The sequence below is a fragment of the Empedobacter sp. EJD.6dd genome, from assembly GCF_057369435.1.
Genome location: NZ_CM170667.1, coordinates 2,932,922 through 2,949,590, shown reverse-complemented (window position 1 = coordinate 2,949,590; position 16,669 = coordinate 2,932,922). Strand labels below are relative to the sequence as shown.

General features: G+C 31.4%; 16 protein-coding genes. 10 read left to right on the top strand and 6 right to left on the bottom strand.

What is annotated here, in order from left to right; translation table 11 throughout:
- Position 1: 1 nt before the first annotated feature.
- From AC2I98_RS13815 to groL, 7 genes are all read left to right on the top strand, one after another.
- Entirely contained in the window at positions 2–511 is a 510-nt protein-coding gene (locus AC2I98_RS13815; protein WP_486412241.1) for an LptE family protein, read from the top strand.
- A 23-nt stretch (positions 512–534) separates the two neighbouring features.
- Positions 535–1,662, top strand: a complete 1,128-nt coding sequence (locus AC2I98_RS13810; RefSeq protein WP_486412240.1) for a tetratricopeptide repeat protein — start codon at positions 535–537, stop codon at positions 1,660–1,662.
- A 4-nt stretch (positions 1,663–1,666) separates the two neighbouring features.
- Positions 1,667–2,026, top strand: a complete 360-nt coding sequence (secG, locus tag AC2I98_RS13805; RefSeq protein WP_486412239.1) for a preprotein translocase subunit SecG — start codon at positions 1,667–1,669, stop codon at positions 2,024–2,026.
- Between the two features lie 107 nt (positions 2,027–2,133).
- Complete coding sequence (locus AC2I98_RS13800; RefSeq protein ID WP_486412238.1) at positions 2,134–2,556, top strand: hypothetical protein; 423 nt, start codon at positions 2,134–2,136, stop codon at positions 2,554–2,556.
- Between the two features lie 6 nt (positions 2,557–2,562).
- On the top strand, positions 2,563–4,809 hold the full coding sequence (locus AC2I98_RS13795; RefSeq protein ID WP_486412237.1) for a zinc-dependent metalloprotease: 2,247 nt from the start codon (positions 2,563–2,565) through the stop codon (positions 4,807–4,809).
- A gap of 158 nt (positions 4,810–4,967) precedes the next feature.
- A complete protein-coding gene (locus AC2I98_RS13790) occupies positions 4,968–5,246 on the top strand; it encodes a co-chaperone GroES (protein WP_313360746.1) in 279 nt (92 codons plus the stop codon).
- A gap of 118 nt (positions 5,247–5,364) precedes the next feature.
- Positions 5,365–6,990: a chaperonin GroEL gene (groL, locus tag AC2I98_RS13785; protein ID WP_486412236.1), complete on the top strand. Its 1,626-nt coding sequence runs from the start codon at positions 5,365–5,367 to the stop codon at positions 6,988–6,990.
- A gap of 79 nt (positions 6,991–7,069) precedes the next feature.
- On the opposite strand, the gene leuB is transcribed toward groL, so the two are convergent.
- From leuB to AC2I98_RS13765, 4 genes are read right to left on the bottom strand one after another with little or no spacing between them, the layout of a single operon-like run.
- A complete protein-coding gene (gene leuB / locus AC2I98_RS13780; RefSeq protein WP_486412235.1) occupies positions 7,070–8,194 on the bottom strand; it encodes a 3-isopropylmalate dehydrogenase in 1,125 nt (374 codons plus the stop codon).
- Complete coding sequence (gene leuD, locus AC2I98_RS13775; RefSeq protein WP_486412234.1) at positions 8,181–8,783, bottom strand: 3-isopropylmalate dehydratase small subunit; 603 nt, start codon at positions 8,781–8,783, stop codon at positions 8,181–8,183. The genes leuB and leuD overlap by 14 nt, the downstream gene beginning before the upstream one ends.
- Before the next feature lie 12 nt (positions 8,784–8,795).
- Positions 8,796–10,181: a 3-isopropylmalate dehydratase large subunit gene (gene leuC, locus AC2I98_RS13770; protein WP_486412233.1), complete on the bottom strand. Its 1,386-nt coding sequence runs from the start codon at positions 10,179–10,181 to the stop codon at positions 8,796–8,798.
- Entirely contained in the window at positions 10,178–11,353 is a 1,176-nt protein-coding gene (locus AC2I98_RS13765) for a 2-isopropylmalate synthase (protein WP_486412232.1), read from the bottom strand. The genes leuC and AC2I98_RS13765 overlap by 4 nt, the downstream gene beginning before the upstream one ends.
- A gap of 148 nt (positions 11,354–11,501) precedes the next feature.
- Here AC2I98_RS13765 and AC2I98_RS13760 point away from each other — a divergent pair, with 148 nt between their 5' ends.
- The 3 genes from AC2I98_RS13760 to mqo all read left to right on the top strand — a co-directional run bounded on the left by AC2I98_RS13760 (position 11,502) and on the right by mqo (position 15,151).
- A complete protein-coding gene (locus tag AC2I98_RS13760) occupies positions 11,502–12,983 on the top strand; it encodes a hypothetical protein (RefSeq protein WP_486412231.1) in 1,482 nt (493 codons plus the stop codon).
- A 77-nt stretch (positions 12,984–13,060) separates the two neighbouring features.
- The gene (locus AC2I98_RS13755) at positions 13,061–13,555 is read left to right on the top strand and encodes an RDD family protein (RefSeq protein ID WP_486412230.1); all 495 of its coding nucleotides are present in this window, start codon (positions 13,061–13,063) and stop codon (positions 13,553–13,555) included.
- Positions 13,556–13,675: 120 nt separating this feature from the next.
- Positions 13,676–15,151: a malate dehydrogenase (quinone) gene (gene mqo / locus AC2I98_RS13750; RefSeq protein ID WP_486412229.1), complete on the top strand. Its 1,476-nt coding sequence runs from the start codon at positions 13,676–13,678 to the stop codon at positions 15,149–15,151.
- A gap of 129 nt (positions 15,152–15,280) precedes the next feature.
- On the opposite strand, the gene AC2I98_RS13745 is transcribed toward mqo, so the two are convergent.
- Positions 15,281–15,802, bottom strand: coding sequence for a septal ring lytic transglycosylase RlpA family protein (locus AC2I98_RS13745; RefSeq protein ID WP_486412228.1), 522 nt, complete (start codon positions 15,800–15,802; stop codon positions 15,281–15,283).
- A 323-nt stretch (positions 15,803–16,125) separates the two neighbouring features.
- The gene (locus AC2I98_RS13740) at positions 16,126–16,578 is read right to left on the bottom strand and encodes a GatB/YqeY domain-containing protein (protein ID WP_486412227.1); all 453 of its coding nucleotides are present in this window, start codon (positions 16,576–16,578) and stop codon (positions 16,126–16,128) included.
- Positions 16,579–16,669: the final 91 nt, after the last annotated feature.

The following is a 16,669-nucleotide window of genomic DNA, read 5'->3' as shown; positions in this document are numbered from 1 at the left end:
TATGAACAAAATAAAACTATTCGTCCTTAGCATTTTTGCTATTTTCAGTTTAACAGGTTGTATAAGTTATTCTCTTTCTGGAGCTGCAATTCAACCAGATTGGAACACAATTTACGTGGCAACTTTTCCGAATTATGCACCTCAACAAAACCCTACTTTAAGTCAAGAATTGACAATTGCAATTCAGGATATTTTTAGAAGTAGAACTAAATTGAAATTAAATTCAAACGAAAATTCCGACTTAATTATCGAAGGTGAAATTACAGGATATGATGTTGCTCCAGAAGCAATTCAGTCGAATGATATTGCTGCAAAAAACCGTTTGACGATTTATGTGAAAGTTCGATATATCAACAATAAAGACGAGTCAAAAAGTTATGACAGAACATTTTCTGCATTTCAATTGTACGACGGAAACGCAATGTTAAGTACTGTAGAATCGTCAATTGTTCCGTTAATTATTAATGATATTCGCGACCAAGTTTTTGCGTCGATTGCGATGGATTGGTAAAAAAATAACCTTATATTTGAGCAATGACCAGAATTGAGTATTTAGTAGCACATCCGTACGAAGTCGAGAAATCGGACATTCCACTTCTAAAAAAAGAAGTAGAAAAATATCCATATTTCTATACATTGCGCGCCTTGTTACTTTATGGTTTAAAAAAAGAAAATCATCCTTCTTTTGAGGATTATTTAAACAAAACTTCAATTCACAGTAGTAATCGTGTTGATTTATATCATTACATCAATTCGGAACCAATTAAAAAAGAAACTGAAACTTTTGCATTAGAAAAAGTAGAAGAATCAATTGAAAATGAAATTATTCCTGATCCAGTTATAGAAAGTTCTACTTCTAATAGTATCGAAGAAAAAGAAGTTGAATCAAACAACGAAACGGAAATTGTTGATGAAATTAACAACGATATTGTGGATGAAATGATCGAAAATGACACAGAAGAGTCAGAGTTAAGAACGGATCATGTCATTGATATTATTTCGGATGAAGAATTGAATGAAGTTGCAGAAATCACCAATAAAGTTGTAGAAAATTCTACTATTAAAGAAGATGAAACTTCTGAAAATGATATCGAAAATGCTGTTCAACAAACTTCTGGAATTGAAATACACGAACCTAAAAAACAAGAAATTCCTGAAATTGTGAAAAATGATTTTAAAGAAGATATTGTAGAAAGTTTGTCTGAAAAAGAAGAAGTAATTAAAGAATCTGAACCAGAAATAATTGAAGAAAAAGTAGAATTAGTACAAAATAATGAGACTGAATCGACGTTTTCTTTTACAGATTGGTTAAAAAAAGTTCCTTCTCAATCGAAAAGCCAAAAAGAAATTGAAGAAGAACAAGAAATTGCTGAAAGAGAAATAAAATATAAATTGATTGATGACTTTTTGGAGAAGAATCCGAAAATTGTTCCAATGAAAAAAACGGATATAACACCAGTCAATACACCATCTAATTTTGTTCAAAGCACAGAAGAATATTCGGATTTAATGACCGAAACATTAGCTCAAATTTATATTGAGCAAAAAAAATATGATAAAGCAATTAAAGCTTATAAGATATTAATTTTGAAATATCCAGAAAAAAATAGTTTATTTGCAAATCGAATTAAAGAAATTGAAAATTTAAAAAACTCTAAATAATAAAATGGGACTATTTCAGTTTTTCATGATTGTCATCATGATTTTATGTGTATTATTAGTACTAATCGTATTATCTCAAAATCCTAAAGGAGGAGGATTATCTTCTACCTTCGGAGGTGGCGGAGGAAGCCAAATGTTTGGAGTTCAAAGAACAAATAAATTCTTAGATAATACAACTTGGGGATTATTTATCGCTGTTATTGTATTAATTATTGGAGCAAGTGTATCACACGAAAATCCAAATGCAATAAAACCTATTAAACAAAATATTACGGCACCAGCTAATAATTTACCAGCACAACCTGCTGCAAATGGAGCAAGTCAAAATCAATTACCAGCTCAGCCTTCACAACCTGCTAAGTAATTTTTTAAAAAAATATAAACAAATAAAAAAGCGAATCATTTGAATGATTCGCTTTTTTATTTGCTCTATTTAAATTTTTATTCATAATTTAGTCTTAAACACTGAATATGAAGCATTATTACTTCTTAATTACATTAATATCTTTATTTTTTATCGGTTGCGGACAACAAAAAATTTTGAAAACTATTTCTAAAAATGACCTGAATGTTTTTAGGACAGCATTTTATGGAAAAGGTTGTAAAAATAATATTCAAATTTTCACAAATTCAAAAGACTTTAATGAACTTCAACTTTCTTTAGTTGTTCCAGGTGAAAGAAATGCTCCTTTAGAAATAATTGACTTTTCAAACAAAAACGTTGCTGTTATTTGTAAAGATGATATTGAACGATATGAAATTTTAGAATTAACAAGTACTTCCAAAAAAAATGTTTTAAAATTAAAAGAAGTTAAAGATCAAGCAGATAAATCTATTAACTTATTATTTATTGAAATTCCGAAAGAAATTAATTATTTAACACTTGAATATTAAAAATTTATGAAAACAAAATTTATTATCTTATCTCTACTTATGGGTGGAAGTTCAGTTTTTGCACAGAGTAATCATTGGCAAGAACTAAAGAATAAAAACTTTCAACCAACAAATTTAGTTGAAAGATCTACAGTACCAAAAGAATATAAATTATTCAAATTAGATGTTTCTAATTTAATAAACGATTTAAATTCTATTGCAAATAAAGGTAGCAATCAAGGAAAGTTAGTGAACATTCCAAATGAAAATGGAGAAATCACAAAATATCTGGTAGAAGAAGCATCTATTATGGCTCCTAAACTACAAGAGAAATTTAATACAATTAAATCTTATGTAGGAAAATCTGTCGATGGTAAATCTACAATTCGATTCAGTTATTCACCATATCATGGTTTTAGTGCTATGATTCAAAAAGGACATGACGTTTCTTATATAGACGCATATACAGAAGACTTATCTACATATATCTCTTATGGCAGAAAAAATGTGGATGACAATATTAATTTCACTTGCCATACTGATGATGTACAACAACAAAAATTAATTGATCAAGTTACAAATAATACCTCTTTCAATAAAACTGCTAATGATGGAAAATTGAGAAAATACCGTTTAGCTCTTGCTACAACAATAGAATATTCTAGATACCATATCAACAGAGCAGGATTATCTTCTGGTACTAACGAACAAAAATTAGCAGCGGTTATTTCTGCAATGAATGTCGCGATGACTAGAGTAAATGGTGTCTACGAAAAAGAATTTGGTGTAACAATGGAATTAGTAGAAAACAATGATAAAATTGTTTTTATTACAACTGATGAATACACAAATAATAACGGAGGAACTATGTTATCTGAAAACCAAACTGTTTTAGATAGAGAAATTGGATTCGATAATTATGATGTCGGTCACGTTTTTTCAACTGGTGGCGGTGGAGTCGCTTATTTAAGAAGCCCTTGTAGTACATCTAAAGCTGGTGGTGTAACAGGATTGGGAGCTCCAATAAATGATCCTTTCTATATTGACTATGTAGCTCATGAAATGGGACATCAATTTGGCGCTCCACATACATTTAATAACTCTTGTTCTGGAAATCGCTCTAATTCAACAGCAGTAGAACCAGGAAGTGGAAGTACAATTATGGCATATGCTGGAATTTGTCCTCCAAATGTTCAAAATAATAGTGACCCATATTTTTCTACTGTAAGTGTTAATAACATTTATTCTTTTATTACCTCAACATCAGGAAGTTGTTCTGTAAATACAGATTCAGGAAATAATGAGCCAATTATCGAAATAAGTAAATTATCTTACAATATTCCGCACTCTACAGCATTTATGTTAGAAGCTACAGCAACAGATTCTGATGGAGATGCTTTAACGTACAACTGGGAGCAAACTGATAATCAAATTGCAACACAACCACCAGTTTCTACTAATACAGGAGGACCAACTTTTAGATCTCTTAATCCAAAAACTGAAGGATATAGATACTTTCCTAATTTACAAGCTATCGTTGATGGAAAGTTAACATTTGAGACAAATCCTAATCCTATGACTTGGGAAGTTATACCAAGCGTTGCTAGAAGATTAAGTTTTTCTCTATTAGTAAGAGATAACAATCCTAAAGGAGGACAAACCGATCGTAAAAATGTAGTATTAACAGTAAAAGATTTTGGTCCATTTAAAGTTACTTCACAAGGAACTACAGAATATTGGGCATATAATTTACCAGCTACCATTACATGGGATGTTGCAGGAACAGATGCAAATGGAATTGATACACAAAATGTGAAGATTTTATTATCTGTAGATGGAGGTAAAAACTTTGACTATGTTTTAGCAGAAACAACTCCAAATAATGGAAAATATGAATTCATCGTTCCTTCTGATATCAAATTAACGAAAGAAGCTCGTATTATGATAAAGGCAATTGATAATGTTTTCTTGGCTGTAAATAGTGCAAACTTTGATATTTCTGATAAATTAGCTACTTCGGATATAAATACAAAAGATTTAGCTACAATTTCTCCAAATCCTTCAAATGGAATTATCAATTTAGATTTTGCTAAATCATTTACATCAGGTAAAATTACCGTTACAGATTTAGCTGGAAGATCAGTTTATGTAAGTAAATTAAACTCTTCTAAATCTCAACAAATCAATTTATCAAATTTATCAAATGGTGTTTACATTGTTTCTATTGAAACTGGAAGTGAACAATTCACTAAAAAAATTATTATTAAAAAATAATCCTTTTTAAAATTACTTAAAATGCCAAGTTGTCTGACAGCTTGGCATTTTTATTTTTTCTCATTACAATTAACTTATCCATAATGGCAGAAATTGGCTATTGGCACGTTTTTCGTTGATTAAAAATCATCAATTTTAGAAAAATAAAAAATACAAATATGTCACAATTAAACATTAAACCATTAGCAGATAGAGTGGTTATTGAGCCTGCTCCAGCGGAAACTAAAACAGCTTCAGGAATTATCATTCCAGATTCAGCAAAAGAAAAACCACAAGAAGGTATTGTAGTTGCTGTTGGTAATGGTAAAAAAGATGAGCCAATGACAGTTACAATTGGAGATAAAGTACTTTACGGAAAATATTCAGGAACTGAATTAAAATTAGAAGGCAAAGATTACTTAATCATGCGTGAAGCTGATATTTTAGCAATCATTTAAAAATGTAAAAAGTCTAATTGTATAAAGTAAAATGTATTATTAGATTTTCGGACAATTTAAATTTAACAAAACCAAGTACTTTGTACATTTTACATCGTACATAATACAATAAATAAAAATGGCAAAAGATATTAAATTCGATATTGAATCAAGAGACGCTTTAAAAAGAGGTGTTGATGCATTAGCAAATGCAGTTAAAGTAACATTAGGGCCAAAAGGTCGTAACGTAGTTTTAGAAAAATCTTTCGGTGCTCCACACGTAACAAAAGATGGAGTTTCTGTAGCGAAAGAAATCGAATTGGAAGATCCAATCGAAAATTTAGGTGCACAAATGGTAAAAGAAGTTGCTTCTAAAACAAACGACGTTGCTGGTGATGGTACAACTACTGCTACTGTTTTAGCTCAAGCGATCGTTCGCGAAGGTTTGAAAAATGTTGCTGCAGGTGCAAACCCAATGGATTTGAAACGTGGGATTGACAAAGCGGTTACTGGAATTGTTGCAAACTTAAGAGAGCAATCTCAAGAAGTTGGTGATTCTTCTGAAAAAATCAAACAAGTTGCTTCTATCTCTGCAAATAACGATGATACAATCGGGACATTAATCGCAGAAGCTTTCTCTAAAGTTGGTAAAGAAGGTGTTATCACTGTAGAAGAAGCTAAAGGAACAGAAACTTATGTTGACGTTGTAGAAGGAATGCAATTTGACCGTGGATACCAATCTCCTTACTTTGTTACAAACGCAGATAAAATGATTGCTGAATTAGAGAATCCTTACATCTTATTATGTGAGAAAAAAATCTCTAATTTACAAGAAATCTTACCTTTATTAGAGCCAGTTGCTCAATCAGGACGTCCATTCTTAATCATTTCTGAAGAAGTTGAAGGACAAGCTTTAGCTACTTTAGTGGTTAACCGTTTAAGAGGTTCATTAAAAATTGCTGCTGTTAAAGCTCCAGGATTTGGTGATCGTCGTAAAGCAATGTTACAAGATATCGCAATCTTAACAGGAGGTACAGTTATTTCTGAAGAGCAAGGAATTACGTTAGAAACGGCTACTTTAGAAATGTTAGGTACTGCTGAAAGAGTAGTTATCGACAAAGACAATACAACTGTAGTAAATGGTGCTGGAGATGCTGAGCAAATTAAATCTCGTGTGAACCAAATTAAAGCACAAGTAGAAACGACAACTTCTGATTATGACCGCGAAAAATTACAAGAGCGTTTAGCTAAATTAGCTGGAGGTGTTGCTGTATTATACGTTGGAGCTGCTTCTGAGGTTGAAATGAAAGAAATCAAAGACCGTGTTGATGATGCTTTACACGCAACTCGTGCTGCTGTAGAAGAAGGAATCGTTGCTGGAGGTGGTGTTGCTTTTGTTAGAGCTTTATCTAACTTAACAATCGAAACTTCAAATGCTGACGAAGCGACAGGTGTTAAAATTGTAACGCGTGCTATTGAAGAACCATTACGCCAAATTGTTCACAATGCAGGTGGTGAAGGTTCTGTAGTTGTTGCAAAAGTAAAAGAAGGAACAGGAGATTTTGGATACAATGCTAAAACAGACGAATATGTAAACATGATCGAAGCTGGAGTTATTGATCCAACTAAAGTTGCTCGTGTTGCATTAGAAAACGCTGCTTCTGTTGCAGGTATGTTAATCACAACTGAAGCTGTTGTTACAGAAATTAAAAAAGATGAGCCTGCTATGCCACCAATGGGTGGAGGAATGCCAGGGATGATGTAATCATCAACTCATTAATTGATATAGAAAAAGCCATTCAGAAATCTGAATGGCTTTTTCATTAAGTCATAAATAATAAAAACTATATAATCGTCGATTTTCCCATCAATACATTTTCAAAATTGAAATATGAATGATGATCATGATCGCTCAATAATATCTTCGCAATATAATTTGCTACAACAGATGTCGAATAATCGCTCGTTTCATCTAAATCTGAAGTTACAATCAAATTATTAATCGCATTTTCCACTGCATTTTCTATTGCTTTCGCACCTTCTTCTAATCCTAAATAACGCAACATCATTGCGGCACTCAAAATAGAAGCCATAGGATTTGCAATTCCTTTTCCTTTTGCTTGTGGATACGAACCATGAATAGGCTCGAACAATGCATTTTCTGTACCAATAGAAGCCGAAGGCAACAAACCTATACTTCCTCCAATTACACTTCCTTCATCAGAAATAATATCGCCAAACATATTCTCTGTCAAAATAACATCAAATTGTTTTGGATTGATAATTAATTGCATCGCTGCATTATCAACAAACAAGAAATCTAATTCAACTTCTGGATATTCTTGGCTAATATCCATCGCAACTTTTCTCCACAAACGAGACGTGTCCAACACATTTGCCTTGTCTACCAACGTTACTTTTTTGCGACGTCTCATTGCTTCCTGAAAAGCTAAATGTGTAATTTGCTCAATGTCTTTTCTATTGTACGAACACGTATCATACGCATGCGAACCATCTTGCGCTGTAAATTTTTCTCCAAAATAAATTCCATTAATCAACTCACGAAAAATAACCATATCTGTTCCTTCGATGTGCGAACGTTTCAATGGACTTTTCCCCAACAAAGATTCGTAAGCCTTGATTGGACGGATATTTGCAAATAAACCAAGTTCCTTTCTCAGCTTTAACAAACCTTGTTCGGGACGAACTTTAGCGTTCGGATTATTGTCATATTTTGGATCTCCAATAGAACCAAACAACACCGCATCTGCATCTTTACATAATTGCAATGTCGCATCAGGCAAAGGATTTCCCGTTTCGTCAATTGCTATAGCTCCAATTAAAGCCTCCTCAAATTCGAAATTATATTTAAAAATTTGTTCAACGACTTTCAGAACTTTTATTGTTTCCGAAACGACTTCTGGTCCTATTCCATCGCCAGAAAGTACTACAATTTTATGCGATTTCATGTTGTAAAGATTTATGGTTTTGTTCGTAAGTTTCTATTTTATCTTTTTGACTGATTAAAAAATCAATGTCATCATATCCATTTAATAAACAGATTTTTTTATAAGAATCAACATCAAAGTTGATGGTTTGATCTTGAATTTTTAAGGTTTGATTTTCTAAATTAACTTCAAATTCTGTTGAAGGATTTTGGTCGATGATTTCAAAGATTTGATTTAAAATTTCATCTGAAACAACGATTGGTAAAATTCCGTTATTCAGTGCATTTCCTTTGAAAATATCTGCAAAATAACTACTAATCACAACATCAAATCCATAATCTTTGATTGCCCAAGCGGCGTGTTCGCGACTACTACCACAACCAAAATTTTTCCCTGCAACTAATATTTTTCCTTCAAATTTTGAATCATTTAACGGAAAATCATTAATTCTCTCATTTTCTTGATTAAATCGCCAATCTCTGAATAAATTATCTCCAAAACCTTCTCTACTAATCGCTTTCAAGAAACGAGCTGGAATAATTTGATCTGTATCTATATTTTCTATTTTAATCGGAACTGCCGATGATTTTAGTTGATTGATTGAATCCATTTTGAAATAATTTTAATTGATATCAACAATTTTTCCGTGAATTGCTGCTGCTGCTGCAATTAAAGGACTTGCTAATAATGTTCTTGAATTTGGTCCTTGACGACCTTCAAAATTTCTGTTGGAAGTCGATACACAATATTTTCCTTCTGGTACTTTATCGTCATTCATCGCCAAACAAGCTGAACAACCTGGTTCGCGTAATTTGAATCCAGAAGCTTCAAAAATTTTATCCAAACCTTCTTCTATTGCTTGTTTTTCTACTTGTTTTGATCCCGGAACAATCCACGCCGTTACATGTTCGTTACGTTGTTTTCCTTTCACATAATCTGCAACTTGACGCAAATCTTCGATTCTAGCATTGGTACAACTTCCGATAAACACATAATCAATTGGATGATTGATGATCGATTGATTATCTTGGAAGCCCATATATTTCAACGCTTTTTCAAACGATTCTTTTTTATTATCGCTTAACGAATCTTTTGAAGGAATCATATCTTTTACAGAAATTCCCATTCCAGGATTTGTTCCAAACGTAATCATCGGATAAATATCAGCTGCATCAAATTCTATTTCTTCATCAAAAATAGCATCTGCATCACTTGGTAACGTTTTCCAATACGCTACTTTTTGTTCCCACTCCTCACCTTTCGGTGCAAATGGCTTATCTTTTAAATAATCGAAAGTTGTTTGATCTGGCGCAATCATTCCACCACGAGCCCCCATTTCGATCGACATATTACAAACTGTCATACGTCCTTCCATCGTCATATTCTCGAAAACATCTCCAGCATATTCGCAGAAAAATCCAGTTCCAGCATTTGTTCCAACTTTAGAAATAATGTATAAAATCACATCTTTTGGTTGAACATTCGGATTCAATTTTCCGTTTACCTTAATGCGCATTGATTTTGGTTTGTTAATCAATAAACATTGACTTGCAAAAACCTGTGCCACTTGACTTGTTCCAATTCCGAATGCAATTGCTCCGAAAGCACCATGTGTTGATGTATGACTATCTCCACAAACCATGCTCATTCCTGGTTGCGTAACACCCAATTCTGGAGCAATAATGTGAACAATTCCTTGATATGGATGTCCTAAGCCATAAAATTCGATATTATTTTTTTCACAATTAATCGCTAGTTGCTCTAATTGTTGTTTTGATAAAGGATCTCGAACCGGCTGATCTTGATTAATTGTTGGCACATTATGATCGGCTGTAGCAACAATTTGATCTGGTCTAAAAATTGGTATATTTCTCGCCTCTAATTCTGCAAAAGCTTGTGGGCTTGTAACTTCATGAATTAAATGTTTATCAATATAAATAACTTGCGGTCCGTTTTCTACTTGGCTTACAACGTGTGCGTCCCAAACTTTGTCAAACAATGTTCTCATGCAAATCTTCTTTGTGTTGTTTGATTAAATTGATGCATTAATCCAATTAAATCTTCTTTTATTACTTCTTTCTTTGAATCTGCTATTTCTAAAAAATGTTCATACAAAACATCTAATTCATTCTTAGTTGTATCAAAACCAATATCTTTTAGACGATATGCTAAAGCAGAACGTCCACTACGAGCCGTTAAAATGATAGATGATTCGTTTACTCCAACATCTGCTGGATTAATAATTTCGTATGTTTCTCTATTTTTAATCACACCATCTTGATGTATTCCAGAACTGTGTGCAAATGCATTCGATCCAACAATCGCTTTATTTGGCTGTACCATCATTCCCATAGTTTCAGAAGTTAATTGACTTAACTCTGTTAACATTTGAGCATTAATATCAGTATAAAAATTAAGTTCTTTGTGTTGTCTAAAAATCATAACGATTTCTTCTAAAGCTGTATTTCCTGCACGTTCACCTATTCCATTAATCGTACATTCAATTTGACGTGCTCCATTAATAGCTCCTGCAACCGCATTAGCAGTAGCTAAACCTAAATCGTTATGATTATGACAAGAAATGATAACATTATCAATTCCTTGAACGTGATCTTTTAAATATTTTATTTTATTTCCGTATTCAAATGGTAAACAATAACCTGTCGTATCTGGAATATTAAGCACTGTTGCACCAGCTTTAATCACCTCTTCACAAACCTGCGCTAAAAAAGCATTATCTGTTCTTCCTGCATCTTCGGCATAAAACTCTATATCATCTACAAACGTTTTTGCATAAGCTACTGCTTCTACAGCTCTTTCTATAATTGCTTCTCTATTCGAATTGAATTTATGAATAATATGAGAATCGGAAGTACCGATACCTGTATGAATTCTTGGTTTAATTGCAAATTGTAATGCTTTAGCAGCAGATTCAATATCTTTTTTGTTTGCGCGAGTTAATCCACATACTGTTGCATTTTTTACCAATCTCGAAATTGCATTTACCGCTTCAAAATCTCCTGGACTTGAAATTGGAAAACCAGCCTCTATCACATCCACTCCTAATTCATCTAATCTCGCAGCAATTTCTAACTTTTGTTTTTTGTTTAGTTTGCAACCTGGTACTTGCTCTCCATCTCTTAGCGTCGTATCAAAAATTTGAATCTTTTCAGCACTCATAGCAATTTGTTTTGATTGTTATTGTGATGTAAAATTAAAATTGTGCTAACTTTAAATTTCTAAAACAAAATACCTTTTACAATTCTTAAAGATGTTTTAATTAATTTAAAACATTTATTACCAATATTTTAAATTCAATTTCATTACAATGTCAAATCATAATAAAGATTCTCTTTTTAGTTTAATTAAGTCTTTAAATCGCTCTGAAAAACGCCAATTTAAGCTTTACGTTAACCGTTTGCAGATAAATGCAGATGCAAAATTTTTATTATTATTTGATGCTTTAGACAAATTAGAAGAGTATGATGAAAATGTTATTTTAAAGAAAAAAATTACAACAAAACAACAATTATCAAATCTAAAAGCACATTTATACAAACAAATTTTAATTAGTTTGAGAATGAATCCTTCTCAACAAAATTCGAGAATGCAAATACGTGAACAGTTTGATTTTGCTACCATTTTATATCAAAAAGGATTGCACAAACAAAGTCTCAAAATGTTAGACAAAGCCAAATCTCAAGCATTAGATTTTGATGAAAAAGCAATTGCATATGACATTTTAGAGCTTGAGAAAATTATAGAATCACAATTTATAACACGTAGTATTTATGGGCGCGCAGACCAATTGATAAAACAATCGGAAGAGTTGAGTTTACAGAATTTACAAGCAAGTAAATTATCTAATTTATCGTTGAAATTGTATAGTATTTTACTCGAAAATGGATATGCAAAAGACAAAGAAGAAATAGACAAGATTCAAAATTATTTCGATTCCGAAACACAAAATATTAATTTCAAACGCCTAAAATTCAAAGAAAAGCTTTGGTTTTATAAAGCAAATGTTTGGTTATCGATGTTGACACAGAATTTAGATTCTGCTTATGAATTTTCGAAAAAATGGGTAGAATTATTCTACGAAAAAAAAGAACGTATTCTTAGTCATCCGGTTTGGTTTATTAAAGGAAATAGCTATTTATTAAAGATTTTATACCTGAAAAAAAATTCTGAAGAATTTAAATTTTGGTTTGATAAGTTGGAATCAGTTTACGACATTTTACCTCAGAATGATAATGTAGAAGCGCTTTGGTTTATCAATAAATTCAATAGTAAATTGAATTATTTTTTTATCAATCCAAAAGAAAACATCAGTCCTTTTTTAATAAAAGATATTTTACGCGAAATTAAATCGCATTACCATAAAATTGATAACCACCATATTTTGGTACTTTATCTAAAAATTGCTGCCTACTATTTTCTAAATAAAGATTGGGATAATTCGTTCAAATACTGCCAAAAAATCATCAATAGTGAATCGACTATTCAAGAAGATTTACATTTTTATACATTGGTTTTGATTATGATGAATTTGTATGATTCTGGAAACGATCAAGAATTGGATACCTATTCTTATAAAACGCATCAGTTTTGTAAAAAGATGAAAAATAGTAACATTATTACGCGAAAAATTAGTTTGTTTTTTATTGAATTGAATGACTTGTATCCAAATGAAAAAGTAAAAGCCTTCCGAGAATTAGATGATTTTTTAAGAGATTCGGATAATCAAAGTTTATTACGTAGAAACACCAATTACATCAACCTTAGACGATGGATGGAAGATAAAATATAAACTTATTTCTTTCTCATAAAATATTATTACTAATTTCATGTTTATTATATATTTACAACTAATTAACATTAATCGTTATGTATCAAGATTACATCGTAGGCGAACATAAAGCAGACAAAGGAAAACGTTTTATCAATTATATTATAGATATAATTTGTTTTCTAATTTTTACTTTTTTAATTGGTATTCTTTTAGGAATATTATCAATGACTTTAGGTTTTAATTTACCTCAAAATGATTTTTTCTATAATATTATCGGACTTATATGTGTTATTATTTATTATTCAACTTTAGAAATACTAACAAAAGGACGAACTATAGGAAAACTAATTACAGGAACAAAAGTGGTTATGATAGATGGTTCAACTCCTACTACAAAAGATTTTTTTATGAGAAGCCTATGTCGAGTAATTCCTTTCGAAGCATTTAGTTTCTTAGGTGAAAATGGTTGGCATGACTCAATAACAAAAACTACAGTTGTCAATAAAAAAGCTTTTGAAGCTGATTTATTAAGTAAAGACACTATTGAAAGTATTGGTAATACAGAAACAAATGATATTTCTAACAATTAAAAATGAAAAAAAAATCCAACTCAAAATAATTTATGTAAAAAATCATTGTTTTTTCTGCGTATAATTTCGCAAAAAAGGCTATTTATTAATACCTTTGCAATGTAAATATATTTTTGAGAAATGGAAAAACAACCTCAAGAGGTAGTATTAGTTGGTGCTGGTATCATGAGTGCTACCCTAAGCATACTTCTTAAAAAAATAAATCCGAATATTAAGATTTCTGTTTTCGAAAAATTAGATAAGATTGGATTTGAAAGTTCTGACGCTTTCAATAATGCTGGAACAGGTCACTCTGCTTTTTGTGAATTGAATTATACACCAATGGACAAAGATGGAGTGGTTAATATTGATAAAGCAATTAATATTGCAAAACAATTTGAAACTTCTAAAGAATTTTGGTCTTACTTAGTCGAAAATAATTACGTTTCTTCTCCCGAAAAATTCTTGCGTCCTACTCCACACATGTCTTTTGTATGGGGCGATGATGATGTTAATTTCTTGAGAAAACGCTACGAAAAGTTATCTCAACATCCATTATTCAAGGATATGGAATATTCAGAAGATGTTTCTAAAATCAAAGAATGGGCTCCATTAATTGTTGATGGTAGAAAAGGGAACGAAAAAGTAGCTGCAACGCATATGAACTTGGGAACTGACGTAAATTTTGGTGAATTAACTCGTCAAATTTTTAAAGGTTTACAAGATAAAAATGAAATTACATTAGAAACAGAACACGAAGTAAAAGACTTAACTCGTCTTGATAACGGAAAGTGGGCTGTAAAAGTAAAGGATTTAAAATCTGGAAATAATAAAGCTTTAAATGCAGATTTTGTATTTATTGGAGCAGGTGGAGGAGCAATTTTATTGTTACAAAAATCTGGAATTCCAGAATCGAAAAAATTTGGTGGCTTTCCTGTTGGTGGACAATGGTTAATTTGTCAAAACGAAGAAGTAATCAAAAAACATCATGCAAAAGTATATGGAAAAGCAAAACTTGGAGCACCTCCAATGTCTGTTCCACACTTAGACACACGTGTTATTGATGGAAAACAGTCATTATTATTTGGTCCGTTTGCAACATTTTCTACAAAATTTTTAAAATATGGTTCTAACTGCGATTTATTTAAATCTGTCAATTTAGGTAATGTTGGATTTTTGATAAATTGTGGTTTAAACAATATCGATTTAACAAAATACTTGATTGAACAAGTTATGTTATCGAAGGCTAAAAAAGTAGAAGAGTTAAGAGAATATTTACCTGAAGCTAAATTAGAAGATTGGTTTGAACAGACTGCTGGACAACGTGTACAAGTTATCGAAAAACAAGATGGAAAAGGAACTTTAAAATTTGGTACAGAAATCGTTACATCTCAAGATGGATCTATGTCTGCCTTATTAGGAGCTTCTCCAGGAGCATCTACATCTGTTAGTGCAATGTTGAACTTGATGAAACAATGTTTCCCAGATTTGATGAAAAATAATTGGAACGAAGCGATCAAAGCAATGATTCCTTCTTATGGTGAAGATTTAGCACAAGCTGAATTAGTTGAAGCTTCAAGAGCACGTACAACTAAAGTTCTTAAAATTTTAGATTAAGATTAGTCTTACAACATATATTAAATCCTGATAGTCATTTATCAGGATTTTTTTGTTTTAAATAAAAAAAGGTTTGAAAATAAATTCTCAAACCTTTTAATTTTTTTTCTGAACATCTTAGTCTTGTTATTAGTCTTCGCTTTTGATAATTTCGTATTCAACTTGCATCACCCCTGTGTTGGTGTGACCAATTTCGCTGAATGCAGCTTGACTTAAGTCTAAAACTCTAGATTTAGCGTATGGACCTCTGTCGTTGATTTCGACAACTACAGATTTACCATTTCTGATATTCGTAACTTTTACTTTCGTACCAAATGGTAAAGACTTATGGGCAGCTGTTAGTTCGTGTTTGTCATACGTTTCACCACTAGCTGTCTTGCGTCCGTGGAATTTGTCTCCATACCAAGAAACAACTCCTGTCGAGATTTTTCGAGCACTATTCTCGATAAGTTCTCCAACCAACTTTTCATCTTCAACTGATAATGTATCTTCTTTGATGGTATCATTATCAATATCGTTACTAAATCTTTTCTCAGAAGCTGGCATAATAATTGTGTCATTATTACCAGAATCCTTAAAAATTTTACCATCAGCATTTGCTATTGGAAAAATCATTAACATTGCTATAAACGCTGTAATGCTTTTCGTCATCCTTTAGATTTTTCTGATTTACTTTGCAAATTTAAGGGTATAAACAGCTTCTTATTTAGAATTATTCTAATCGATTGATTTTTAATTCTAAAATCTCTTGTGCTTTGCTAATTTAGATGCTTACAGCGATTTGTTAATTTAATGTTAAAATAAACATTGAATCCCAATTTTTTTGGCAATTATTTATTTAAATCTGATATAACATTAATAATCAATGATTAATCGTTTTGTATAATTTGAAGAAATTTATCAAATAAAGAAACAAAAAAGGTAAAGTTTACAAAACTTTACCTTTTCTTAATTTTTAAAGATTTAAAAATCAATTATAAACTAGCTAAAATATCTTTTACTTTAGCCGAAATCAATTTTCCTTCTGCTTTACCAGCCAATTTAGAAGATGCAGCTCCCATTACTTTTCCCATATCTTTTGGAGAAGTAGCGCCAACTTCTGCAATAATTTCTGTAATTGCAACTGTTAATTCTTCGTCTGTTAATTGAGCAGGTAAAAATTGTTGAATTACTTCTGCTTGTGCCAATTCTTTTTCTGCTAATTCTGCGCGTCCATTTGTTTCGAATTGTTCGGCAGCCTCTTTGCGTTGTTTTACTAATTTTTGTAATAAAGCAATTTCTTGATCTTCTGATAATTCACCATTAGCACCAGATGTTTTTGCCAATAATAATTCAGATTTTACAGCTCTTAAAGCTTCTAAAGCAACAGTATTTTTAGCTTTCATTGCTTCTTTTAACTGTGCCATTATTTGAGTTTCTAAATTCATGATTTTTGCTTTTAGACTACAAATTTAAGACAAAAAAAGGCTCATCGCAAAAGCAATGAACCTTTTCTATAATAAGAATATTTTTTACGAG